This is a genomic window from Croceitalea dokdonensis DOKDO 023, assembly GCF_001306415.1.
In the GTDB taxonomy this organism is placed as follows: Bacteria; Bacteroidota; Bacteroidia; order Flavobacteriales; family Flavobacteriaceae; genus Croceitalea; species Croceitalea dokdonensis.
In genome coordinates this window covers 135,291-161,743 of record NZ_LDJX01000008.1, presented here as the reverse complement: position 1 = coordinate 161,743, position 26,453 = coordinate 135,291, and the positions used below count along the sequence as shown (strand labels likewise).

The 26,453-nt window shown below is 43.2% G+C and carries 12 protein-coding genes and 2 tRNA genes; 5 read left to right on the top strand and 9 right to left on the bottom strand.

The features are described 5' to 3' along the window. The 6 genes from I595_RS17250 to I595_RS15575 all read right to left on the bottom strand — a co-directional run. A partial coding sequence (locus I595_RS17250; protein ID WP_083467641.1) for a DUF11 domain-containing protein occupies window positions 1–5,332 on the bottom strand: 5,332 nt, incomplete at its 3' end. 568 nt (window positions 5,333–5,900) lie between these two features. Continuing rightward, complete coding sequence (locus tag I595_RS15595) at window positions 5,901–7,259, bottom strand: ATP-binding protein (RefSeq protein WP_054560373.1); 1,359 nt, start codon at window positions 7,257–7,259, stop codon at window positions 5,901–5,903. Window positions 7,260–7,990: 731 nt separating this feature from the next. After that, a tRNA-Pro gene (locus I595_RS15590) sits at window positions 7,991–8,065 on the bottom strand. Between the two features lie 27 nt (window positions 8,066–8,092). After that, window positions 8,093–8,176, bottom strand: a tRNA-Ser gene (locus I595_RS15585). A gap of 161 nt (window positions 8,177–8,337) precedes the next feature. Further along, window positions 8,338–10,713 carry a TonB-dependent receptor gene (locus I595_RS15580; RefSeq protein ID WP_172675963.1) on the bottom strand — a complete coding sequence of 792 codons (2,376 nt, stop codon included), beginning with the start codon at window positions 10,711–10,713 and terminating at the stop codon, window positions 8,338–8,340. A 130-nt stretch (window positions 10,714–10,843) separates the two neighbouring features. Further along, complete coding sequence (locus I595_RS15575) at window positions 10,844–12,883, bottom strand: HD family phosphohydrolase (protein WP_054560371.1); 2,040 nt, start codon at window positions 12,881–12,883, stop codon at window positions 10,844–10,846. 114 nt (window positions 12,884–12,997) lie between these two features. Between I595_RS15575 and I595_RS15570 the strand changes: the two genes are divergently transcribed. After that, the gene (locus I595_RS15570) at window positions 12,998–14,173 is read left to right on the top strand and encodes an acetyl-CoA C-acyltransferase (protein WP_054560388.1); all 1,176 of its coding nucleotides are present in this window, start codon (window positions 12,998–13,000) and stop codon (window positions 14,171–14,173) included. A gap of 15 nt (window positions 14,174–14,188) precedes the next feature. Then, window positions 14,189–14,938, top strand: a complete 750-nt coding sequence (locus tag I595_RS15565; RefSeq protein ID WP_054560370.1) for a C40 family peptidase — start codon at window positions 14,189–14,191, stop codon at window positions 14,936–14,938. A 49-nt stretch (window positions 14,939–14,987) separates the two neighbouring features. On the opposite strand, the gene I595_RS15560 is transcribed toward I595_RS15565, so the two are convergent. Both I595_RS15560 and gyrA read right to left on the bottom strand, forming a co-directional pair. Beyond that, complete coding sequence (locus I595_RS15560; protein ID WP_054560369.1) at window positions 14,988–16,238, bottom strand: tetratricopeptide repeat protein; 1,251 nt, start codon at window positions 16,236–16,238, stop codon at window positions 14,988–14,990. Between the two features lie 31 nt (window positions 16,239–16,269). After that, window positions 16,270–18,804, bottom strand: a complete 2,535-nt coding sequence (gyrA, locus tag I595_RS15555) for a DNA gyrase subunit A (RefSeq protein WP_054560368.1) — start codon at window positions 18,802–18,804, stop codon at window positions 16,270–16,272. Between the two features lie 257 nt (window positions 18,805–19,061). Here gyrA and I595_RS15550 point away from each other — a divergent pair, with 257 nt between their 5' ends. Both I595_RS15550 and I595_RS15545 read left to right on the top strand, forming a co-directional pair. Further along, window positions 19,062–21,611, top strand: coding sequence for an ATP-dependent Clp protease ATP-binding subunit (locus I595_RS15550; RefSeq protein WP_054560367.1), 2,550 nt, complete (start codon window positions 19,062–19,064; stop codon window positions 21,609–21,611). 182 nt (window positions 21,612–21,793) lie between these two features. Next, entirely contained in the window at window positions 21,794–22,204 is a 411-nt protein-coding gene (locus I595_RS15545; RefSeq protein WP_054560366.1) for a hypothetical protein, read from the top strand. Window positions 22,205–22,211: 7 nt separating this feature from the next. On the opposite strand, the gene I595_RS15540 is transcribed toward I595_RS15545, so the two are convergent. Beyond that, window positions 22,212–23,756: a bifunctional ADP-dependent NAD(P)H-hydrate dehydratase/NAD(P)H-hydrate epimerase gene (locus tag I595_RS15540; RefSeq protein WP_054560365.1), complete on the bottom strand. Its 1,545-nt coding sequence runs from the start codon at window positions 23,754–23,756 to the stop codon at window positions 22,212–22,214. 251 nt (window positions 23,757–24,007) lie between these two features. Here I595_RS15540 and thrA point away from each other — a divergent pair, with 251 nt between their 5' ends. Then, on the top strand, window positions 24,008–26,452 hold the full coding sequence (thrA, locus tag I595_RS15535) for a bifunctional aspartate kinase/homoserine dehydrogenase I (protein ID WP_054560364.1): 2,445 nt from the start codon (window positions 24,008–24,010) through the stop codon (window positions 26,450–26,452). Window position 26,453 lies beyond the last annotated feature (1 nt).

The window sequence follows — 26,453 nt, the reverse complement described above, 5'->3', positions numbered from 1 at the left end:
CGTCCACGCCAGTGGCCTCCTCATCGTTGGTCAGGCCGTCGTTATCACAGTCGGCCGTTCCCAGCGGTGTTCCGCCCACCGAATCACAGGAATCGTTCGGGTCCGTACCGTCCAAAGCCTCTTGGCCATCAGAAATACCATCTCCGTCCGTATCCGCATTGTTGGGGTCCGTTGTCTCCCCATTGGGGTCTGCCGGGGTGCTTGGGTCGTCAACACCCGTTGTCTCCTCATCTGTCGTAAGCCCATCGTTATCGCAATCAGAATTGCCCAGTGGCGTGCCCCCTATTGAGCTACAATCATCATTGGGGTCCGTGCCGTCCAAGGCCTCTTGGCCGTCAGAAATACCATCTCCGTCCGTATCCGCATTGTTGGGGTCGGTCGTCTCCCCATTGGGGTCTGCCGGGGTGCTTGGGTCGTCCACCCCCGTCGATTCTTCATTATAGGTCAGGCCATCACCATCACAATCACTGGTGCCAACGGGAATCCAATTGGGGTCCGTCATGGGTTCGCATGGGTCATTGGGTGCGGAATCGTCCACGTCACAGACATTGTCACCGTCCGTGTCCGTGCATGCCGGTATGGTAATGAAAACCGTGGCCGTATCACATACCGTTCCGTTACAGACCTCATAGGTTACCGTGACCGTTGAGTTGTCCTCCGCCGCTATGGCAGTGTAGGTAAGCTCTCCCGTTACCGCATCAAAGCTTACCGTCCCGGCAGCGGTGCCACCGGTGATGGTCACTGGGCTTCCCACAAGGAAATCGTCGTTAAAGAGAATGTTCAGTGTCTTGGGCACACCTACGTCCGCCGTGGTGTTGTCATCTACCGCGGTGGCTACCGTTGGATTGGGGTCATCCGCATTAGGATTCCCATCGCCATCACAGTCGTCTGTTCCCAGCGGTGTTCCGCCAACCGAATCACAGGAATCGTTGGGGTCGGTTCCGTCCAAAGCTTCTTGTCCATCCGATATACCATCTCCGTCAGTATCCGCTACGTTGGGGTCCGTTGTCTCCCCATTGGGGTCTGCCGGGGTGCTTGGGTCGTCCACGCCGGTGGTCTCCTCATCGTTGGTCAGCCCGTCGTTATCACAGTCGGCCGTTCCCAGCGGTGTTCCGCCAACCGAACTACAGGAATCGTTGGGGTCCGTACCGTCCAAGGCCTCTTGGCCATCAGAAATACCGTCCCCGTCCGTATCCGCATTGTTGGGGTCCGTTGTCTCCCCATTGGGGTCTGCCGGGGTGCTTGGGTCGTCCACGCCAGTGGACTCCTCATCGTTGGTCAGGCCATCGTTATCATCGTCACAAGAGCCACCCGTAACGGCTCCATCTGCTGCACTAGTATTACTCTGGCCGTTCCCAGCACTATTTGGAATACCAGTTGCCGCGTCTACCGCTCCGGAAAGTTGACCGTTTGGTTCTATGCTAGCTAAATTGAATGGCCCATTGCCTTCAAGGGCATCTGGACAACCGTCATTATCAGCATCATTATCAAATTGATTTGGTATACTGTCGCCATCCGTGTCACATAGGGTCACAAAGCTTACATTTCCCGTTATGGAAGTAGGTCCAAAGACCAACTGGTCCAGTACCAATTCATTGGGTGCTGTTGCATTCCAGACAACATTCTCCAACGGAAAGGTGGTTTCCAAAGGTTCTAAAGGACCACCAGAAGATCTTGCCCCAAATAACCTTACAACCCCGCTTGCATCTATGGTCAATCTAACAATTGGAGCAAGGCTATTCCCTGTTAATTGCCAAATTTCTGGCACTCCATTTTGTCCGTATTCAAATCCATCAAGAAAACGTATCACATTGTTGGTGTTTTCCTGAAATTCCAACTCCCCACCAATATTTACTCCATTAATGGTAAGACTAAAAGAATTATCCAAGGTAAAGGCATCCAAAACTAGCGTACCTGAGCCGGTAATAAATGAGTTGGAAAAGGCGTCTCCATTGGCTATGCTATAATTGAAGATGTCAGAAGCTTCAACCGGACATTCATCAACATCTAAAATACCATCATTATCATCGTCTTGATCACATCCATCTGGAACACCATCTGAGTCGTTATCGGAACTATCATCAAAACCTTGACAACGATCAGAGGCATTTGGGACGCCGTCTCCATCGCAATCCCCTGCAGGCAGTGGCGTGCCCCCTATTGAGCTACAATCATCATTGGGGTCCGTACCATCCAAGGCCTCTTGTCCGTCAGAAATACCGTCCCCGTCCGTATCCGCATTGTTGGGGTCCGTTGTCTCCCCATTGGGGTCTGCCGGGGTGCTTGGGTCGTCCACCCCCGTGGATTCCTCATTATAGGTAAGGCCATCACCATCACAATCACTTGTGCCAACGGGAATCCAATTGGGGTCCGTCATGGGTTCGCATGGGTCATTTGGTGCGGAATCGTCCACGTCACAGACATTGTCACCGTCCGTGTCCGTACATGCCGGTATGGTAATGAAAACCGTGGCCGTATCACATACCGTTCCGTTACAGACCTCATAGGTTACCGTGACCGTTGAGTTGTCCTCCGCCGCTATGGCAGTGTAGGTAAGCTCTCCCGTGACCGCATCAAAGCTTACCGTCCCGGCAGCGGTGCCACCGGTGATGGTCACTGTGCTTCCCACAAGGAAATCGTCGTTAAAGAGAATGTTCAGTGTCTTGGGCACACCTACGTCCGCCGTGGTGTTGTCATCTACCGCGGTGGCTACCGTTGGATTGGGATCATCCGCATTAGGATTCCCATCGCCATCACAGTCGTCCGTGCCAAGCGGCGTGCCGCCAACCGAATCACAGGAATCATTGGGGTCGGTTCCGTCCAAAGCTTCTTGTCCATCCGATATACCATCTCCGTCAGTATCCGCTACGTTGGGGTCCGTTGTCTCCCCATTGGGGTCTGCCGGGGTACTTGGGTCGTCCACGCCAGTGGTCTCCTCATCATTGGTCAGGCCATCATTATCACAGTCGGCCGTTCCCAGCGGGGTTCCACCAACCGAATTACAGGAATCGTTGGGGTCGGTGCCATCCAAAGCCTCTTGGCCATCAGAAATACCGTCTCCGTCCGTATCCGCATTGTTGGGGTCCGTTGTCTCCCCATTGGGGTCTGCCGGCGTGCTTGGGTCGTCCACGCCAGTGGTCTCCTCATCTGTCGTAAGCCCATCGTTGTCGCAATCAGAATTACCCAGTGGCGTGCCCCCTACCGAGCTACAATCATCATTGGGGTCCGTACCGTCCGTTACCTCTTGGGCATCACTAATGCCATCATTATCATCATCGGGGTCGGAATTATCGGGGATACCGTCACCGTCATTGTCATTTAAAATGGTTGTTTCCTCCAACAAATCATCAGGGATATCGTTGGTTTGGGTACCCTCTTCGGTAAAGCTTGCACTTATGGAATTGGTCACCGTCACATCGGCACCAACGTCATTGGCGGTTGCCTCAATCTCCAAAGTAAATACCTCTCCTGGAAACATATCACCAATAGTCCAATTTGGTGAAGACCATGTACCTGCACTCGTAACGGTGTTGGAAATGGTAAATTCTGGGGGCAGAATATCTTGAACCACAAGATTGGATATAGGATTAAAACCTAAGTATTCTGCGCTTATAGTAAAGGTAACGGTGTTACCCTCGGTAACCGGGTCTACATCGTCCACCTTGGTCAACACTAATTCCGGACTACAGTTATAGGCCGATAAAATAGCGGAATCATACGTACATGTTCCTTTGGTTACCCTTACGAAAAAGTCACCAGGGGCGGTGGGGGTGTATGAACTGTTGGTCTCACCAACCAACTCTTGGCCATTAAAAAACCATTGGTAGGCATCAAAACCTCCCGTAGACTCAAAAACATCCGCCGGTAGGCAACCACCACCAGTTACATCCAGCTCTACCACAGGAACCGTATCAAAACCTGAAAAATAGCCTCCCAATCCCGCGTTTCCACTAGCTCCCAAAAAACCTACGGCAATTGGACCAGTGGAATTCACGGATACCTCTCCGGTTAGGCCGGCAATGAAAAATGTTTTCCAATCCGAGGTTCCGGCAACTGGAATTGAAGCCGGTAAGGCAACGTTTCCGGTACCATCCGTTAGGGTAATGTTGGCGTCAGGTGTAGTTGTTGAGGCCACAATGGTCACCCCTCCGTTAAAATTCAGTCCATCAACATCTTGGATGTTGGGAATATTACTTAGAGCGCTCGGTAGCAAACAATTTACCGGAGCTATAAAATTGAGTCCCAAGGTCTGTATTCCAGAGGCCCCGGTGAGACATTGATACGCATAGGCCTCTTTTGATGTTCTTACGAACATATTAGCCCCAGCGGTATTGGAAGAATAATTGCTTCCGGGAACCTCAAAATAGTCCCCATTGTTTAAAGTGGCAATAGGAGTGGAAGCCCCATTGACAAAAATTTCCGTATTATTTTGGGTCGCGATAATGATGGGGAACTCAGTCTCATTGTTTGTTTGGCCGTTTCCCCTGATGAACACGTACTCCCTGCCTAAAACATTTTCTGGGACGGGTTGATCAATAGCCGCATCCCTGGCAGCTGAGGTTGTACGTACCCCAACATTTAACCCCCCATTGCTAATAACGATTTTTTTGTCCGATTGGATAGAAGCACCCAACCATCCATCTATGTTGGCAGGTGTTTCATTTTTGGCCGCTTCCAAGACATAGGTCTGTCCGGCATTAAGGGTAATTTGAATATTATCTGCCGTAATACCTCCCCTGTTGCCTTGGAGACGAAATTCACAATCCGGGTCATAACCAAAAATATTGATCACTGTATTGTCCTCAGTGGCCATAATGCCCAGTGTGCTGGTAACACTAGAAGTATTTGCCCTATTGGGTATTCCTCCCCATTTAAAGGAAGTGCCTGCCGCAGCGATTCCTTTTGATGTTAGCGAGGTTGCTTGCGACCCTGAACGGCCACGATAGTTGACGTAGAATTTTTGTCCGCCGGGCGCAACAAAACGAAGTCCACTGGCACTTAAGACAATTCCAGTATTGTTATTGTCTACCAAGGAAATATTGTTATCCCCATCCGGCACATCATATTTTCCAGGACTTGTGTTTGAAATAGATAAGGTAGCCACGGGAGAGGCGCCCGTTCCTTGGAACACATTAACGTTGAAAGCAGTGGTCTCAGGGGTGGAAAGGTAAAACGCTTGCTGGCGTATGGCCTGGGTATTACCGCCCTGTTTTAGCGGTGGTAAATAATGAACGTCACTTAATTGGGCAAAGAGTTGGCTATGAAGCAGAAAACTTACCGCAATTAATAGAATACTACATAGTCTTGGGTAATGGCGTTGGGGGTTTTTCATGGTGGTAAAATGAGATTATTCCTATAACTATATGAATGGTTTTGTTCACAAGGTACCATAATGGCAACTTTTGAACATTGAATTGTTGTGAAAACGTGATAAGTTGTGGTATTGTTAAAAAAAAATTAAAATTTACTGTAGGACACGATAAAAATGATAAGGTCACATTTTTTTTAAAAAAAATGTAAAAAATCATGGAAACCGTTTCCATATTGATAATAGCGTTTAACTAAAACCTTTGCTTGGTGTTATCAAATTACCAGTTTCAATCAAAAGCTGTAAAGGATTTACGATTACGAAAAATTGATGTTAAATCCTCGAACAATGGACTATAGGGTTTTTTTGGTGGTGGCAGCATGCTACATATCATTATAAATAATTGATTTTCGGTATTTTGATTGTACTTCTCTAAATCACATCCCTTTATGGACACTTGATGAATATAGCAGGTTAAGAACGTAGTTATTTTGTTTTACTTACAAGATAAGTTTAGGTAATTATTTCCAAATGAAATCAAATACCACCTTATGAATTCAAATGAAATAATTTTGACCGGGAAGTATTATTGTTAAAGATTATAATTGCTCACAAAATACTCTATATATTTAGGAAGTTGCGTTCCCAAATAATAGGGTAAATTCATTAATAAAAAAGGTGTTCCTTCAATTGTAATTAAATTCTCGATTTTAAATTCCCCTGCATAAATTCTGATGGCATACGGATGGTCCGTTCTATTCATAAACTGATGCAAAGATTTTAAAGTTCCCGTGGCACCGGACTTAATTTCGATCGGAATGATTTTATCCCTAAAGGGATACACCAAATCTACCTCTGATGAAGACTGCTTCTTTTCGCGAATCCAAAAATTAGGCTTGGTATTGGTTATTGTATTTAACGATATGACCTCTTGGGTTATCAAGTGTGGTATTATTGCTCCTTTAAAAGCATTGCTCAAATCTTCCATTCCTAACATCCGTGCTTGTATTTCCAAAGTATAGTTTACCAAACCCGTATCTAAAAATTGTAACCTTGGTGATTTTTTAATATCCGGTTTGATAGGGGGTTCTATATCCGTAGTGGGATAAATAAGTTGTATTATTTTGGCTGCATCGAGATTGCGCATGGCCTCGCCTACTTCTCTTGATTTATAATTGGAAGTTCCAAAATTTTGGAATTTGATTCGCTGATCTATATAGAGATGAGCAGTATCCATAATATGCTTAATTACCCTTCTTTCACTTGTCCCTGAAGCGTACTTTTCTACATCGTTTTTATAAGTGCCCCAAATACTTTCGTATACCTTAGGCAGCTCTGCCAAATTGCTATATTCAATATCCGTTTTTACGATTTCCGGCATACCTCCTATAATGGCATATCTGTGAAACAAGTCCAACAAGGTTTTATGTGCAACTGGTTTTATGGGAATACTATTCAATTGTTCTATAGCGGCGGTATGTTGAATGGCTTCCAAATACTCTTGGAAATTCAAAGGATAGAGATATAAATATTCGATACGACCTACAGGAAAACTTTCCACATCTTTCATAGAAAATTCCAACAATGAACCTGCGGCTATGACATTTAAATCGGAAACTTCTTCAAAAAAGTACCGTAGCGATTGGATAGCTTTGGGATATTCTTGTATTTCGTCAATAAAGAGTAAGGTACTCCCCTGCTCTTTTGGGCTAATATTGTTGGATAGAAATAAAGCTTCTACCAGTGTTTCGACATTATCGTAGGTTTCAAAAACCGCCACATCCGCAGATTTTTCCAAATTCAGGAAAATATGATTCTTGTAGCTTTTGGAAAATTCCTTTACCAAAGTCGTTTTTCCGACCTGTCTTGCACCTCTTAAAATGAGTGGCTTCCTATTCCTACTGGCCTTCCAACGCTCAAGATTCTTAAGTACTTGCCTTTTGAAATTCATATTTCCAACCTATTTGTAACAAAGTAAGGGTAAATATTTTATTTTTTGGTAACAAAGTCAGGGTAATTTTTTAAAAATATTGTAACAAAGTAAGGGTAGATACTTTACCAAAATTATGATAGTGTGCCGTACCTAAATTATGTCTGCGTGTTAAATAGTATAAACTATACCTAAATATGATGTTCCTAGAACAAAAGAATAGTGTAATACTGTCCCAAATTCCGGCAGAAGTATTAACGACTTCCTCTTGTAAAAGTTGGCGATGTACCTCGAATAATCCTATAAAAACTTAATCTAAATACTTGTTTAAGGAGATGACATACTTGGAAAATCCCTTGCCGCTTTTGCTCCTATTGTCGCACAAGGAGGCTTACAATTCCCGATTCAAACAAAATTCCGCACTTTTACCGTCTACGGTGATACGAGCATAGATCATTAATTTTTCGGTTTCCCTTTCGAGTTTTCTTGTAATGAAGACGACTGATAATCTGCTATTTCCTAACATGTTACATAGCTTTAAATTAGTAAATGAATAGTAAAAAATACGAGGTCAAATACCTTCAAAAGCTACTTCAATGTACAAGAAATATTGTGGTGTCCAATTCCCGAATCCCACACCAGTGAGGTGTTTTCAGGTGATAATATGTGGTTTCATTTGATACCCCTAAAAACATAAAACGTTGCAAATCAGGTGATTTGCAACGTCATGCAACTATATGAAAATAGTTAAGTCGGGGTGGCAGGATTCGAACCTGCGACCTCCGCGTCCCAAACGCGGCGCGATAACCGGGCTACGCTACACCCCGATGGTTATCTTGGATTAAAAGAAATTGCGGAGAGAATGGGACTCGAACCCATGCGACACTTACGCGTCGACAGATTAGCAATCTGCTCCGTTACCACTCCGGCACCTCTCCTTTAATTCATTTTATTCTATGAACATTCGCAAAACGCGGATGCAAAAATACCGTTTCAAAACTTAGATAACAACTATTTTTTTAGGTTTTTTGTAAAAACTTTGTGTTGGTTGATCACCTGTTTTTTAGCCATGGGCATCTGCAAAAACAATAAAAGGTATTTACAGGCTAATTCGTGCACTTCCTACGGCTCCCTTCTCCGTTATTGCAGTGGTCTTAATCTCTAACTGCTTCACACTTAGAGGCGTGGTAAAACGAATCATGGCCTCGCCGTTTTCATCTGTTTGAATGTTGGGGTTCCAATACAGGGTAGTCCTCTTATCTTGAAATTTCTTGGGCTTTTTGGCAAGTTGCTGGGCAAAACTTTTAAAGTCTGAGACCTCTTCATATCCTTGAAACTTCAACTGCCCATCCTTTCTCTTGATATTATCCAGTGATGAAGCATTTCTGGTATACAATAAAACAACACCACCGGCTGCTCTTGACCCGTACATTGATGCTTCCGAGTCTTGTAAAATTTCTATCCGATCTACATCATTTGCAGGAATCAAATCCATAATATCCACCAAAGTCGCAGGCTGGCTCAGCGGCGTTCCGTTTACCACCCAAAGTATTGGGCCTGAACCTGTTTCTCTGGTTAACCGGATTGACGGTCGCAAACCTCCAAGGCCAATAACTTGAACTCCGGCAATTCCAAGAAATAATTCTGGAATTGTTTTTGGCCGTTCAAAATCTTGGAGAACACTTTTTGTAGGCTCAATACCATAAAGTGAAGGTGTCCTATCTTGTCTCTTAAGTTTATTTTGTTTTATTTCTACTTCTGACAAGGTTATCACATCTGTATTGTCTATTGGTAACCAAGACGGAGACTGAACCTTTTTGTCTGCTTTATTTTTTTTAGTAGCATCAAACACCGTTTTTGTGCTGCCCATGCCATTCACGGAATTTTCAAATGGTACTATTTTGACCAGTCTAGCTGCTGCGTCGCCACCATAGGTTCTAAATACAATGTCATTCTCGCCAGTTACATCTAGATTCTCTATACGTATCCTGCCCTCCTTATCGGTTGTTAATTCTCGGGCGAGAATAGTGGATTCTGAGGTATTCACCATTTGAATTTTGCTGTTCTTCAACAACTTGTTGTTTAAATCATACGCATAACCATAAAGGTTAAGTCCCTTTTGAAACGGGTAATCTATTCGCGATAACTCCGGGTTCATCAGTCCTTCCGTACTGTTGGTCATGGTCATTGCCTGCAAGTCTCTTAAAAATCGATCTTGCCTTTGGATATCGCCCCAAACCATATTGTCGTTCATTAAAGGTTCAAAGGAGTTGGATTCTTTATCGGAAAAATCAGTTGGTAAGTTTACGGCACTTAGGCTTACGTTTGTCCTTACCGGGTTTCCATTATCGTCGGTCACTCTTAATTTTAGCACAAGTTCGCTATTGGACAGGTCTTCATCTAAAGCATCCACGCTGATATTTAATTGGTTTGCGGCAGTAATTTCAATCGGCCTAAAAGCCAGTACCTGCTCTTTTTCATCAAGTAACAAAAAAGTCATCGCACCCAAAGGCAGCCCCACTTTTGAAATATCCAACATACCCGATGCTTGTTTAATCGGCATAGGTTTATCAAAATATACGATACCACCCTTAATTCCCCTAATCAGGACCTTTTTGGCCTTGGTGTCATCAGTCATGCTAACCCTAACCTTTATTTTATTTTCATCGAGATTGTTGATGTTTAGTACCGCGCCTTCCTTAGCGATTTCGGGCAATAGGTATTTTTTCCCGCTCTTTGTTATTAAGTAATAGGGCTCATTATTAACAGGTGATAAGAACGTTGAGGCCAGTCCTTTGCCGTGGACCGTCAATACCGCCACCTCATCACCGGACCCATCAACGATAACACCTTCAATTTCCACTGGTCTATTTGCGGAGCTTGTTGCTTTGACTACCAACCGATTCTTGAGGCCATGGACCAAGGTCCCACCTTCAGGATAAAATGAAATCAAGATATCTTCAGTTTGCCTGTCTTCTTCGGGTTTTATGTTTTGCGAGCTTACCAAAAAACGTTGTTGAAAAAAGGCATCTTCACCATAGTTCTGCATCCATCGGGTATATGCCCTTAAGGTATACTGTCCGTCTTTTAACTTCTTAGGCATGATGATACTCCCCTCTGCCATACCTGATACAATTTTATGGTACTGCGTTTTGATGATGGCGTTTTCTTCATCGAGCAATTCAACCTTCAATACCTTGCTCAACGTAGCACGGATCTTGTTAGGGCCTGTCAAGGTATACGCTTTAAAAAACAAGGGGGTACCTTCCTCCAGGACGGGATTGTCAAAATGGAACATCAGCTGCTCTCGCCAAGTTATCAAAGAATCCATCACATTTTCTTGATAAATAGCATGGCTATCATTTCTAACCTGGTCGATTATATCGTTGGCATTAGGTCCGTTAACTTGACCGTAGGAGGATAAAGAAAGGAAGTACAAGAGGATAAGGGCGGTGGGAAGACGGAACTTATTCATAGTGTTTTGTTTTATTTCGATAGTTTTACCTGCAATCGTAGAAAAGATACCCATAACTATTTGGTTAGGCATCTGTCCTAACAAAATATTAACGCCTGTATTGTCAGCAATTTTTTAGCCCTCCAGCCAACTATTCAGGATACTCAACCCTCAAATGATAAATATTGGTAAGCTTTTGTTTTAGCACCTTTTTAACAGCCTCTATTTCCTTAAAGGTGATGTTGGCGTTCAAAAACTGTCCACCCTGCATTTGCCCTTTGACAATTTTTTCAACAAATTCATCTATGATGGCATAGGTAGGTGATTTAAGACTTTTAGAAGCGGCCTCCACCGCATCCGACATCATTAAAATAGCAGTTTCCTTGGAAAAGGGAATGGGTCCGGGATATGAAAAATCCTCTTCATCTACCTCTGGTTCCAACTCTTGCTGTTTTCGGTAAAAATAAAAGACCTTACTTGTGCCATGGTGCGTTCTTAAAAAATCAATAACCCTGTCCGGTATATTATTTTTTTGTGCCAGCTCAATCCCTTCAATCACATGATCGATAATAATTTTGGCACTTTCCCTTGGGGGAATATCATCATGCGGATTTACATTGGTGGTTTGGTTTTCGGTGAAATAGGCAGGGTTGGCCATTTTACCAATATCATGGTATAGGGCACCCACCCGCACCAACATGGAGTTGGCGCCAATTTCATTGGCAGCTGCCTCCGCCAGATTTGCAACTTGTAAGGAGTGGTGAAACGTCCCCGGCGCCTTATTGGACAATTCCTTAAGTAATTTGGAATTAGTATCAGAGAGTTCCAAGAGGGAAACATCGGATACCAGACCAAAAATACGCTCGTACATATAAATTAAAGGCTGGGCGAAAAGGGTGATCATTCCATTTAGTAAAAAAATGCCCAAATTTGTGGGTTCAACACCTTCCAAGCTTCCTTCATGAATTACATGGAACGCAAAGTATCCTACAATATAGATAACGGTAATCTGTCCTACCGAAATAAAAAGGTTGGCGCGCTTATATAATTCCGAAACCGTTAGGATGGTCACAATACCGGCAATGGTCTGTAAAAAAATGTATTCAAAACTGTTGGGCACCACAAAACCCAAGATTAAAATGGTAAGCACGTGTACAAATAGCCCTAGCCTTGCATCAAAAAAGTTTTTGAGAATTAGCGGAAGTATACACAAAGGCACCACATAAAGGTAATCTTCGTAGTTTTTGACCACTAGGGTGGTAATAAAGACCATCAGCAAGATGTTGGCAAAAATAAAGGTGACCTTAGTGTTGTGCTCATAAATTTCTGTTCTGTATTTCCTTAAAAAAAGAAATAACATCATCAAGACCAAGGCTACCAAAATAGTATAACCAACGACAATAAAGTAGTAGCTCTTACCTTTCCAAAGCTCAGATTCGTATTCAGATTTTAAGGAGCTCAAGACCTTGTACGTGTCATTTTCTACCACTGCCCCCTTGGCAACGATTAATTTCCCCTCTAGCACCTCTCCCAAAGTCAATGATATTTTATTAAGTTCCTCTTGGAGCGCATTTTGGGTAAGCTTTTCATCTAAGGTTACATTGGGTTCCAATGCCCGCTTTAACTCCAAGCCAATTTTATATCTGATATTCTGATCTGGGATAAATTTTAGACTGCTATCTATCCTTTGTTTGGCCTCCAAAAGACTTAACCGATTGGGTCTATCCAAAAAAATAGCTTGATTATTTTTCACCAACATGGTACGTTCTCCAAAAACCGGTTCTGTTAAGATTCCAAATTCATAAACTTCATCAATGCTTTCATTAATTCGGGCCAAAGTTTGCTCCTTGATTCTATTGGTATAGTTGGTATTTGCCAGAATTGCTGAAGTGCTTGAGCTCACGCTATTTTTTACCTTCTTTGGAATGTCAACATCAAATTGATAATAAGTGGTTTGGTTGTCCTTTATAGCTTGCTTCTCTAGAACAATCTCTTCGTTGGTTTTTTTAATGGAAAAGTCAAAAGGAGCGTATAAATTCTCATATTGCCAAGGTTTCCCTTTCTGAAAATCATACTTAAACTGGCCACCCTTTGGAAAAAAGAAAACAATCAAGGCAATGGAAAAAACGTAAAGGATATACTTGTAGATCAGTGATTGCTTCTTATAAAAATTATCCAATGCTTTTCCCATATGAGCCTCCTTACATCCAAAAATAGAAAAATCTGGATGGATGGGGATAGGCACAATGAACAATTCTACCTAATGCTTCAGAAATTTGTATTTTCGCCCGATATAAGCTGTCTTATGAAAGAAGTAGTCATTGTCTCTGCCGTTAGAACACCAATTGGAAGTTTTATGGGTGCATTATCTACCATACCGGCACCCAAAATAGGTGCCATTGCCATTAAAGGGGCAATGGAAAACATAAACCTAGACCCAAGTAAGGTCGATGAGGTTTTAATGGGACAAGTGGTACAAGCTGGTACAGGGCAGGCTCCTGCCAGACAAGCTGCAATTTTTGCGGGTATACCAGACAGTGTTCCCTGTACTACGGTGAACAAAGTATGTGCCTCAGGTATGAAAACCGTCATGCAGGCTGCACAGAGCATTGCTTTGGGAGACGCCAATATCATCATTGCCGGAGGTATGGAAAACATGAGTTTGATTCCCCACTATGTCCATTTAAGGACGGGAACCAAATTTGGCCCTAGCTCCCTTGTAGATGGTATGCAAAAGGATGGTTTGGTAGATGTTTACGACCAGAATGCCATGGGCGTCTGTGCAGACCTCTGTGCCAAGGAACATAACTTTTCAAGAGAGGATCAAGACAACTACGCCATCCAGTCCTATAAAAGGTCCGCAGCGGCTTGGAAGGAAGGAAAATTCCACAACGAGGTCATACCTGTTTCCGTGCCCCAAAGACGCGGCGAGCCACTAGTTATCACGGAGGATGAAGAGTTCAAAAATGTAAAACTGGAGAAAATACCAGGACTAAGGGCAGCGTTTACCAAAGATGGTACGGTAACAGCGGCAAATGCGTCCACAATTAATGATGGTGCAGCAGCACTGGTACTCATGAGTAGGGAAAAAGCCATGGAACTTGGCCTCACGCCATTAGCTACCATTAAAGGTTACGCGGACGCCGCACAGGAGCCTAAGTGGTTCACCACTGCGCCAGCAAAAGCGTTGCCAAAAGCATTGGATAAGGCGGGCTTAACCTTAAAGGATGTGGACTATTTTGAGTTCAATGAAGCCTTTGCCGTAGTTGGACTGGCCAATATGAAGTTACTAAACCTTAAGGATGATACGGTAAATGTGAACGGTGGCGCCGTTTCTTTGGGACATCCATTGGGTTGCTCAGGAGCTCGCATTTTAGTGACCTTAATTTCCGTACTACAGCAAAATAACGCTAAAATTGGCGCTGCCGCTATTTGTAACGGTGGTGGTGGAGCCTCTGCATTGGTGTTACAACGTAGCTAACAATCTGGTCTAACAATGCAATACGGAATCTGCCATTTAAGTGTTGTCCCGGTGCGCGAGAGCGGGGAAGATTCGGGTAACATGATTACACAACTTCTGTATGGGGATACTTATAAAATCAAGGAAACCCGCAAATACTGGAGCCGTATCCAAATTGGCTTTGACAAATGTGAAGGTTGGGTGCAAAACAATCAGCTTTATGGTATTGAGGAAGAAATGTATAAATCCATCCAAAATAAAGAACCAATTTACACTACGGATTTTATAGCCAATATCTGTAATGCCGATGATATGTTGATTCCCATTCTTTTAGGCTCCCGCGTGGATTTGGCAAAACAGCTAGGCCATAGGTTTGAAGGGGAAATATTGGAAACTAGACCAAACAAACCCCGTTTGGTGGACACCGCGGTACAATACCTAAACGCACCAGGGTTGAGCGGAGGGAAAACCCCTTTTGGCATTGATGCCTCCGGACTTGCCCAAATGGTCTATAAAATCAATGGATATCAATTGTACAGGGAAACAGGCAAACAAGCGTTGCAAGGAGAACCCTTAAGTTTTATTGAAGAAAGTGAAGCTGGAGACCTTGCGTTTTTTGACAATAAAGAAGGTCTCATAGACCATGTAGGCATCATGTTAAGGGACAACTACATTATCCATTCCTTTGGGACCGTACGCATAGACCGGATAGATCATACCGGTATTTTTAATGTGAAGCAAAAACAGTATACCCATCAACTCCGGGTGATTAAAAAAGTGATATAAAAAAAGCCTCAAGATGACCTCAAGGCTTTTTTGTTTTTAAAGAGAAAGTTCACTCTCCCATTAGTTTTTTGATTCTCATGAAATTTTCATTGTCTCCCAAAGCACCATAGATGTTTTTTAGTTGGGACAGCAGTCCTGGATTATCAGGATTGGTTTTCATGGCTTCTTCTAAAATCTTGGCGCCTTCATTAAACAGGTCGTCCTTTTTCTGTTTTAACTCATCATAACGCTGGGTATCTGCTCTAGATGTGCCTAAGGTATTCATCTCATCAATAAGGGAGTTGCCTTCGTTCACATAGGTTGTGGACAGGTTCAGCTGCGCATTAACGTAAGAGGGGTCTATCTCCAAGGTCCTTAAAAAAGCATTTCTTGCTTCCTCCAAATTCCCCTGCTCCATACTTATCACGCCAATATTGTACATTAAATCAGGATTGTCCGGTGCCATGTCTGAGGCAGCCGCCATAAGTTCCTTAAACTTTTCCTTGTCTCCCATAGAATAATATAAATTGGCTTTGTTCAAAACCAAATTCACATCATCTGGGTTACTTGCTATGGCATCATCGTATGCGGCCAATGCCATATCATTCTTACCTTGTTCTTGGTAGATAAGAGCAATATTTTTTACAATTTCCCCTCTAGCCGAAGGTGTTTTTTCTTCCTTAGGGTCTTTATGGGTCCCTGCCTTAACATACAGATCTCGCTGGGTTTTGTCCATGGTCTCTGTTTCTCCAGTGGCCACGTTAACCGCAGTATATTTTACACCGCTACCGTCGTAATTAAGGTCTTTGAGTTCCTCATAGAATTCTATGGCCTGATCGTAATTCTCTGGCCCTCCGTTAACAGCACTACTGGCGGCATAATACAGATAAACGGTATCTTTTGGGCTAAGTTGGTACGCCATATACAACTTTTCCGCGCCCTCTTTATAGCGTTTCTCATTGTTATCCTCAACAGCGGCATTAATCAAATCCCCGGTCATTTGAGTCAGTTTTTGTTGTGCATCCGCAGTATACTTGGCCTTGCCGGAAGCTTCTTCAATTTCTACGACTTTATTGAAATTCTTTACGGCCCCATCAAAATCCTTGAGCTGTAGATTGGCATTACCCAGAATGGAATAGGCATGTGCCTGATATTTGTTGTCCGCATTATCAATCAATGACATTGCAGCCTCTATGGTAGATTTTGCCTCAGCGGCGTTTCCGGCTTTCATAGCCTTTTCCGCGGCTTTAATCTCATTTTTTTGAGCTGTTCCCACCCAGGTTAACGCAAGGGCAAAGAGCATTAAAAATTTAGTTTTCATCGTTTGTGTAAAATTAATATTAAGTGTTTATTTATTCTTTTGTCTCTTCGGAGTCAGGATTATCAAGAGCCGTGCCATCTTCGCCCTTTACCTCAATATCCATAATATTTACCTCATCTACTGCGTCTTCATCCTTCATGACCTTGGCCACAGCGGCGATGGAGTCCTTGCCTTTGATGTTGATGAGTTTCACCCCTTGGGTAGCCCTGCCCATTACCCGCAAATCCTCTACCCCCATCCTAATGGCAATACCGGATTTATTGATGATCATTAAATCATCTGAATCCGTTACGTTTTTAATGGAGACGAGTCCGCCTGTCTTATCCGTAATGGAAATGGTCTTAACCCCTTTTCCTCCTCTATTAGTTACGCGATAATCATCAATATTGGATCTTTTACCGTAGCCATTTTCCGAGACCACAAGTATGTTATCCTCAAAATTATGTACCGATACCATCCCGATGACCTCATCATTATCATCTGCTAGGGTGATGCCCCTAACACCGGAAGCATTTCTGCCCATTGGCCTGGTCTTGCTTTCCTCAAACCTTATGGCCTTACCTGACTTAAGGCCTAAAAAAATCTGGCTGGTTCCGGTAGTCAACTTTGCCTCAAGCAATTCATCGTTATCACGTATCGTTATGGCGTTAATGCCATTTTGTCTAGGCCTGGAATACTGCTCCAAAGAGGTTTTCTTCACAGTGCCCTTTTTTGTGGCCATAATAACATAATGGCTGTTGACATAATCCTCATCCTTTAAATCCTGTGTACAGATAAAGGCCTTTACCTTGTCATCATTTTCAATATTGATCAAGTTTTGAATGGCCCTTCCTTTGGACGTTTTGCTTCCCTCCGGGATTTCGTAGACACGCATCCAGAAACATTTTCCCTTTTGCGTAAAGAACAGCATATATTGGTGGTTGGTGCCCACAAATAAATGTTCCAAGAAATCCTCATTTCTGGTAGAGGAGGCTTTCTGCCCCACTCCGCCCCTGTTCTGTGTTTTGTACTCTGTCAACGGGGTTCTTTTGATATAACCGGCATGGGAAATGGTAATGACCACTTGCTCATCCGGTATCATATCCTCAATGCTCAGGTCCCCACCGGCAAAGTTGATTTGCGAGCGTCTTTCATCACCATATTTAGCCTTAATTTCTGCAAGCTCATCTTTAATGATTTGCATCCGGCGTTCTTTCTTTTCTAGGATATCCTTTAAATCCTCAATGGTAACCAACAAGGCATCATACTCCTCCCGCAATTTATCTTGTTCAAGACCGGTTAATTGTCGCAACCTCATCTCTACGATGGCCTTGGCCTGTATCTCGGTAAGCTTAAAGCGTTCCATCAAACTCTCTCTGGCTTCATCCACGTTGGATGATCCCCTAATAATGGCGATGACCTCATCAATATTATCCGATGCTATGATCAGACCTTCTAAGATGTGTGCCCTATCCTCTGCTTTTTTAAGTTCAAACTTGGTTCGCCTAACCACCACCTCGTGCCTGTGTTCCACAAAATGATGGATGATTTCTTTTAGGTTCAACATTTGTGGCCTGCCCTTCACTAAGGCAATATTGTTGACACTAAAGGAAGATTGTAGGGCCGTGTACTTGAACAACATGTTCAAAACGATGTTAGGAATGGCATCCCGTTTTAGGATGTAGACAATTCTCATTCCTTTTCTATCGGACTCATCGCGAATGGAAGCAATACCGTCTATTTTCTTTTCATTCACCAAATCGGCCGTTTTTTTGATCATATCGGCTTTATTGACCTGGTAAGGAATTTCGGTGACGATGATACATTCCCTTCCCTGCACTTCCTCAAAGGTAGCTTTTGCACGCATCACCACCCTGCCCCGTCCGGTATGGAAGGCCTCTTTTACGCCATCATATCCGTAAATAATACCGCCAGTAGGGAAATCTGGGGCTTTAATGTGTTGGATAAGCTCATCAATTTCAATATCTGGGTTATCAATGTAGGCAACCGTGCCATCTATGACTTCGGATAGGTTGTGTGGTGGCATATTGGTAGCCATACCTACGGCAATACCGGACGCACCGTTGACCAACAAATTTGGCACCCTAGCCGGAAGAACGGTAGGCTCTTTTAAAGAATCGTCAAAATTCAACTGGTGGTCCACCGTATCCTTGTCAATATCTGCCAACATTTCATCGGCAATTTTTCGCATACGGGCCTCCGTATATCTCATTGCGGCCGGGCTATCACCGTCTACGGAGCCAAAGTTTCCCTGACCATCTACAAGCATGTACCTTAAACTCCATTCTTGCGCCATCCGTACCATACTGTCATAAACAGAGGTATCACCGTGAGGATGGTATTTACCCAAAACCTCACCCACGATACGAGCAGATTTTTTGTGCGCGCTACTGGAACGCACGCCAAGCTCATACATACCATAAAGCACCCTTCTATGAACTGGTTTTAATCCATCCCTGACGTCTGGCAGGGCACGTGACACAATGACCGACATTGAATAGTCAATGTAGGCAGATTTCATCTCATCTTCGATGTTGATCGGTATCAATTTTTCTCCTTCAGCCATGCTAAAATCTTACTATTTTTTGTTTGTAAAACATCATTGCAATATACAATAAATACCATGCTACCCCTGCCCTGCTTCCTGGTTTATTAAAAAAATTATCAACACAAAATCTTGATAAAAAACCCCTCGACAAAGCGCCCAAAAGCTGTCAAAAATGGTTTTTTTTCGTGTTTTCAAACTTCTTTAACGAGAATAGGTACAGTATTTGCCCATGCAAGCAATAGTTTTATTAATTTTAAGTGCTGAAAAGAGAATTTATGGATGATAATTTTTCACCTAGGGTAAAAGATGTGATTGCTTACAGTAAGGAAGAAGCACTGCGCCTAGGTCACGACTTTATAGGAACGGAACATTTAATGCTCGGACTTTTGCGTGATGGCAAAGGGAAGGCCATCAATATTTTGGATGCATTGGATGTAGACTTAGATCACCTTAGAAGAAAGGTGGAAATTCTTAGTCCCTCCAACCCCAATACCACAAGTATCCAGAAAGATAAAAAAAACCTTCACCTGACAAGACAGGCAGAACGGGCATTAAAAACCACGTTTTTGGAAGCCAAGCTTTTTCAGAGCTCTTCCATCAACACTGCGCACCTTCTGCTTTGTATCCTCAGGAACGAGAACGATCCAACCACAAAGCTACTACATAAGTTACAGGTGGATTACGACAACGTTAAAGACCAGTTTAAGTCCATGATTACCAGTGATGACGACTATTTGGACACTCCAACGGCAGAATCCTTTCCAAATGATCCGGAAGAAACAGGCGGATCCAAGGAAGGTAGTTTTGGCAGTACGTCCCAACCTAAAGGAAACAAAAAATCCAAAACCCCGGTGCTGGACAATTTTGGGCGTGATTTGACCCAAATGGCCGAAGAAAACAAACTAGACCCCGTTGTTGGGCGTGAAAAGGAAATTGAGCGTGTCTCCCAAATTTTAAGTAGAAGAAAAAAGAACAACCCATTGCTTATAGGGGAACCCGGAGTAGGAAAGAGTGCCATAGCAGAAGGGTTGGCGTTGCGCATCATCAATAAAAAAGTATCCCGTATCCTATATGGTAAAAGAGTGGTTACCTTGGATTTGGCCTCTTTGGTCGCCGGTACCAAGTACAGGGGACAATTTGAAGAAAGGATGAAGGCCGTAATGAACGAACTGGAAAAGAACGATGACATTATTCTGTTCATTGATGAAATCCATACCATAGTTGGGGCTGGTGGGGCAACCGGAAGCCTTGATGCCTCCAACATGTTCAAGCCTGCATTGGCCAGGGGCGAAATACAGTGTATTGGTGCCACTACCTTGGATGAGTACAGACAATATATAGAGAAGGATGGTGCTTTGGAAAGGCGTTTCCAAAAGGTCATGGTAGAACCCACTACCGTGGATGAGACCATTGAGATTTTGATGAACATCAAAGGCAAATATGAAGACCACCACAACGTGCAGTATACAGATGAAGCCATCTTGGCCTGTGTAAAATTGACCAACCGTTACATGACGGATAGGTTTTTACCAGACAAGGCCATTGACGCCTTGGATGAAGCCGGTTCCAGGGTACATATCGTAAACATGGATGTTCCCAAGCAGATATTGGAATTGGAACAAAAGCTGGAAGATGTTAGGGAGCTTAAAAACAGTGTGGTCAAAAAACAAAAATATGAGGAGGCCGCTAAATTGCGGGACGATGAAAAACGCTTGGAAAAGGACCTTGCCACTGCCCAAGAGGAATGGGAAGAAGATAGCAAGCTTAACCGGGAAACCGTCTCAGAGGATAATGTGGCGGACGTGGTTTCCATGATGAGTGGGATACCCGTTAACAGAATAGCACAAACAGAAAGTAATAAATTGGCCGAATTGCCCAGCCTAATTAAGGATAATGTCATTGGCCAGGATGAGGCCGTTGCCAAGGTGGCAAAGGCCATACAACGAAACCGGGCCGGTCTAAAAGACCCCAACAAACCTATTGGATCCTTTATTTTCCTTGGGCAAACAGGGGTGGGCAAGACCCAACTTGCCAAGGTGTTGGCCAAAGAACTTTTTGATTCTGAAGATGCACTCATCCGGATTGATATGAGTGAGTATATGGAAAAATTTGCCATATCTAGGCTCGTTGGGGCACCTCCAGGATATGTGGGGTATGAAGAAGGAGGCCAGTTGACGGAAAAAGTAAGGAGAAAACCATACTCTGTTGTTTTGCTTGACGAGGTAGAAAAGGCCCATCCAGATGTTTTTAATATGCTTTTGCAGGTGCTCGATGACGGGTTCTTGACGGATAGCCTTGGCAGAAAAATCGACTTCCGAAACACCATTATTATCATGACCTCCAATATTGGGGCAAGACAATTAAAAGATTTTGGCCAAGGAGTGGGATTTGGAACCGCAGCGAAAAAATCACAAGCGGATTCGCATCAAAAAAGTGTTATTGAAAATGCCCTTAAAAAGGCCTTTGCTCCAGAATTTTTAAATAGGATAGACGATGTGGTCGTGTTTAATGCACTTGAGCGGGAGCATATTCACCAAATTATTGATATTGAACTGGCCAAACTATTTGGTCGCATCAAGGATATTGGGTACGTGCTCCACTTATCGGAAAAGGCAAAGGATTATATTGCCGAAAAAGGGTTTGACAAACAATATGGTGCAAGACCGCTAAAGCGAGCCATCCAAAAGTATATTGAGGATGCACTTGCAGAGGAAATAGTTAATTCCAACCTTAATGAAGGAGATAGTATTTTTATGGATTTGGATGACAAAGCAGAAGAACTGACCATAAAGATTGAAAAGGCAAAGGATTCATCGGAAGCGTAATGCTTCCCAACAAATAATTAAAAGGGGCCAATGGCCCCTTTCTTTTTACCATTTACCCACATTTTTTAACAATTGAATCCAAATACCTACGGTATCCCCGATATTTTGGCGGTTAATCTAAAAATTTTTAGGTAGGCAAGAGATACCGGTATTTTCGCCCTAACACTATAAACGATTGGGGAATGAAAGTTGAAACGACCAAAAAGGCCGTTGTGGTAAAAGAGTATCACTTGGACATTGGTATTGTACAGGTATTTGACAACTACATGGTATCCATTTTTAACGAAGGGGCTACCATAACCTTGGAAAGGGCTTATCAAATCATCGGGATATCAGAAATACATTTTAAAGGAAATAATTTTGGATACATCAGCCTGCGCAAAAACTCCTATGCCGTAGACCCCATCATCTACACCTACATTCGTGGCCTTGACAACTTAAAGGCGTTCGCCATCGTGTCAAAAAAGGAAATCGATATGCATAATTTTAAGATAGAAAAAATGTTCTATAAAAAGCATATGGAATTCTTTATAGCGTATGAGAATGCTTTGGTTTGGATGAAGAAACGTTTAAAACGCAAAAAGTCCAATTAGTCCATTATCAAGGCTGTTGTTGCTGTTCTTCTGGAGCAGGTTCCGGCCTTTTAAAAAGTTCTAGAAAAGATTTCCCGATGAAATCAATCAGCTTGCTGGCTGTCATTGCTTCATATCCATTCTCTGCAATGGCCAAATCACCTGCCAATCCATGCAAGTATACCGCAAAGATACTTGCCTGTAAAGGTCCGTAGCCTTGTGCCAAAAAGGACGCTACCATCCCTGCTAAAACATCCCCAGTACCTGCGGTGGCCATACCAGGATTTCCAGTGGAATTGATAAATCCTTTTCCGCCTTGAACCACAATGGTATGCGCTCCTTTTAGGATTACAATACATTTATATTTAATGCTAAAGGCCTTGACCAGTTCCAGTTTTTCAAAATCGTCTTTCCAGTCCCCTAACAGCCTTTTCAACTCTTTTGGGTGTGGGGTTAAAATAGCATCTTTGGGCAAGTGTCCTTTAAGTTCTGGATGCTTTGCCAGAATATTTAGCCCATCCGCATCAATGACCAAAGGTCCTGTATACTGTTTTATAAAACGGTTAAACGCCGAAACGGTTTTGTCTTCTTGCCCCATTCCCATTCCCAAACAAACAACGGAATGTGAGTCGCTAACAAAAAAATTGGTCAGAAAATCCTCCTGGTCATCCGCTTCCACCATGACTTCCGGAACGGAAGTTTGCAAGGGCAGATAACCACACTTAGGAATCTGTGCGGTTACCCTGCCTGCACCAGTGGTAAGGGCAGCCTCCGAGGCCAGTCTTATGGCCCCAATCTTACCTTTGCTCCCACCAATGGCCAACACATGCCCATACGTGCCTTTATGCGTAAACTTGAGCCTTGGAATGTACATTGGCAATACCTCTGGCTTTCCAATAAATTCAAAGGCTGTTTGGGTAGTAAGGAGGTATTCTGCATCCAATCCTATGTCCAATAACTCCCATTGGTTAACGTAAATACCTGTCTGAGGCAAAAAAAACGGGATTTTGGGTGCCTGAAAGCTTAAAACGTAATTGGCCCGTATGACATGTTCAGGGTTTTCCGGGATACGTTCCATAAACATCCCAGAAGGGATGTCCACGGCAAGGGTAAATGCCCCAGAGACATTAAGGTGCCCAATTAATTCACCAACCCATGGCGCAGGTGGTCTATTTAATCCTATTCCAAAAATGGCGTCCACTACAATATCTTCCCGTTGCACCTTGGGTGCATCGTGATTTCCATCCAAAAACTCTGGCCATAGTTTTCGATCTTTTAAACGGTCTAGGTTAATCAGAAAATCCTTTGATCTTTTTTCGCTATAGTTCACCACATAAACTTTTATGTCATAGCCATTTTCCTGCAGGTAACGGGCCAAGGCAATTCCATCACCGCCATTGTTACCTATACCACAAAATAGATGGATTTTCACCTGGGCTCCTTGAAGCCTTTGGTGCATCCATTCAAAAATGCGGAGCGCAGACCTTTCCATTAAAATATCACTACTGATGTCTTGTTTGGTGATTGTAAAATTATCAGCATCATAGATTTGCTGGGCAGAAAAAATTTTCATTCGTTAAGATTTATTGGATAAAAATGGAAAAGACGCAAAAATTTAAGGAATATTTCATTCAAGGCTCAAAAGTACTACATTTGAAACTTTAAGTGGCGTACATCTAATGATTTGCACAACAGAAAATTCCATGTTTGACCTAAAACCATACCGTTCTAAACCAACATCAGGAACTACCCTTTGGGGTTAATCCTATAGTGAATACCCGCAAGAATATTTGGTCAAAACAAAAGCCTAATCCAATACACATCATGAAAATATTAAAGTTCGGTGGCACATCGGTGGCCAACTCCGACAACATTAAACTTGTCAAAGATATTACGGCCAACCAACCTAAGGGAAAAACCATAATCGTGGTCTCTGCGTTGGGAGGGGTTACGGACTTGTTGCTTACCGCACTGGACTTGGCTTCCAAACAGGATATTAGCTACGAAGATTACCTTAACCAAATAGAAGACAGGCATTTAAAAACCGCCCAGGAACTATTTTCCGTGCAACATCAGAGTAAGATTTTGAGTGAAATCAAGAGCAAGCTCAATGAATTGGAAACCCTAATGGAAGGTGCTTATTTAATTGGTGAGCATACCGCCAAGTTATCGGACAAGGTGGTTAGTTATGGAGAACTACTTTCTTCCTTTATTATTAGCGAATATTTTAAGCAAGAGGGCCTGGAAGCAGCTTTGAAATCTGGCAGGGAATTGATCATTACCAATGATAATTTTGGAAATGCCGTGGTGGATTTTGAGCTTACCAATACCCAATGCGCCAATTTTTTTAAAAATGACACCCATGCCCTAACCGTTGTTCCCGGTTTTGTATCCTCTTCCCGTTCTGGTGGGGCAACCACCCTTGGCAGGGGCGGGTCTGATTATACTGCCGCTATACTGGCTGCAGCAACGGATGCTGAGGCCCTTGAAATTTGGACGGATGTAAGTGGTATGTTCACTGCTAATCCCAAACTGGTAAAACAGGCAAAGGCCATGGAACACATCTCCTATGAAGAGGCCATGGAACTTTCCCATTTTGGTGCAAAGGTCCTTTATCCTCCTACGGTGCAACCAGTACTAAAAAAAGAAATCCCCATTTCCATAAAGAATACGTTTCAACCAGAAAAGGCAGGGACATTGATCACCAAAAGTCTAGCACCGGAAGCAAGGACTGTCCGCGGCATCTCCCATATTGATGCCATTTCCCTTGTTTCTTTGGAAGGAGCGGGAATGGTTGGAATCTCTGGCATTTCCAAAAGGCTTTTTGAAACCCTTTCGCAAGAAAATATCAATGTTGTTTTAATTACCCAGGCTTCCTCGGAACACTCCATTTGTATTGGCATTGCGGCTAAAGATGCCAAAGTTGCGGCTTCTTCACTGAACAAAGCCTTTGCCTATGAGATTTCAACTAACGCCATCCAACCGGTAAAAGTAGAAGACGGCCTAGCGATTATAGCATTGATTGGGGACTCCATGAAGAACCACCAGGGGCTTAGTGGCAAAATGTTCAGCACTTTGGGGAAAAATAACGTCAATATTAGGGCGATTGCACAAGGGGCCTCAGAACGCAACATCTCTGCCGTCATTAATGCCTTGGACGTTAAAAAAGCCTTAAACACCTTACATGAGACTTTCTTTGAAGAAAACATCAAGCAATTGAACCTATTTGTGATGGGTGTTGGTAATGTAGGCGCCAAGTTTTTATCCCAATTAAGGCATCAAAAAGAATACCTGCGAAAGGAGCTTAAAATCAATGTAAGGGTCATAGGAATCTCTAATTCCCGCAAGATGCTCTTCCAAGAAAATGGAATTTTGTTAGACCATTGGGACAAGGCCCTGCAGGAAGGACAAGCAGCAGATTTGGAAAAGTTTATTTTTGGGGTAAACCAACTTAATCTAAGAAACAGCATTTTTGTGGACATAACTGCCAATCAAACCGTCGCGCAAAGTTATGGACGCTACCTGTCCAAAAGTGTTTCTGTGGTGACCTGTAATAAAATTGCATGCTCCTCCGATTATGACAGCTACAAAAAACTAAAAGACCTCGCCAAGGAGTATCATGCACCCTTCTTATTTGAAACCAATGTAGGCGCCGGACTTCCTATTCTGGACACCTTAAAACACCTTATTATTTCTGGCGATAAGGTGACTAAAATACAAGCAGTGCTATCTGGTAGCCTAAATTATGTTTTTAACAACTTTGACCAAAATACCACCTTTGCCGCCGTGGTCAAAAAAGCACAAGAGGAAGGCTATACCGAACCCGACCCAAAAATTGATTTAAGCGGAATAGACGTGATGCGCAAGATACTTATCCTCATTAGGGAAAGTGGGTACAGGATGGAACTATCGGACATTGCCAATAAGTCTTTCCTATCGCAAAAAAGCCTTTCGACAAAGAACAACAAAGATTTTTTTGAGACCTTGGTTGCGGAGGAAGCCCAGTTTCAAAAACTATACAAGGAAGCCTCAGAAAACAACTGTAAACTTAAATATGTGGCAGAATTTAATGATGGCAAGGCGAGTGTGGGGCTACAACACATACCCAAAGGGCATGACTTCTACCACTTGGAGGGCAGTGACAATATAATTTTGTTCTTCACCCAAAGGTATCCCGTACAACCGTTAATCATAAAAGGAGCAGGTGCGGGTGCAGATGTTACCGCTTCTGGTATCTTTGCCGATATTATCAGAATCGCTAACTTCTAGT

Excerpts from the sequence above, each read along its gene's own strand:
- gyrA (WP_054560368.1), bottom strand. The coding sequence starts at position 18,804 with ATGGCTGAAGGAGAAAAATTGATACCGATCAACATCGAAGATGAGATG.
- I595_RS15545 (WP_054560366.1), top strand. The coding sequence starts at position 21,794 with ATGAAAGTTGAAACGACCAAAAAGGCCGTTGTGGTAAAAGAGTATCAC.
- I595_RS15540 (WP_054560365.1), bottom strand. The coding sequence starts at position 23,756 with ATGAAAATTTTTTCTGCCCAGCAAATCTATGATGCTGATAATTTTACA.
- thrA (WP_054560364.1), top strand. The coding sequence starts at position 24,008 with ATGAAAATATTAAAGTTCGGTGGCACATCGGTGGCCAACTCCGACAAC.
- I595_RS15570 (WP_054560388.1), top strand. The coding sequence starts at position 12,998 with ATGAAAGAAGTAGTCATTGTCTCTGCCGTTAGAACACCAATTGGAAGT.
- I595_RS15575 (WP_054560371.1), bottom strand. The coding sequence starts at position 12,883 with ATGGGAAAAGCATTGGATAATTTTTATAAGAAGCAATCACTGATCTAC.
- I595_RS15560 (WP_054560369.1), bottom strand. The coding sequence starts at position 16,238 with ATGAAAACTAAATTTTTAATGCTCTTTGCCCTTGCGTTAACCTGGGTG.
- I595_RS15550 (WP_054560367.1), top strand. The coding sequence starts at position 19,062 with ATGGATGATAATTTTTCACCTAGGGTAAAAGATGTGATTGCTTACAGT.
- I595_RS15580 (WP_172675963.1), bottom strand. The coding sequence starts at position 10,713 with ATGAATAAGTTCCGTCTTCCCACCGCCCTTATCCTCTTGTACTTCCTT.
- I595_RS15565 (WP_054560370.1), top strand. The coding sequence starts at position 14,189 with ATGCAATACGGAATCTGCCATTTAAGTGTTGTCCCGGTGCGCGAGAGC.
- I595_RS15595 (WP_054560373.1), bottom strand. The coding sequence starts at position 7,259 with ATGAATTTCAAAAGGCAAGTACTTAAGAATCTTGAGCGTTGGAAGGCC.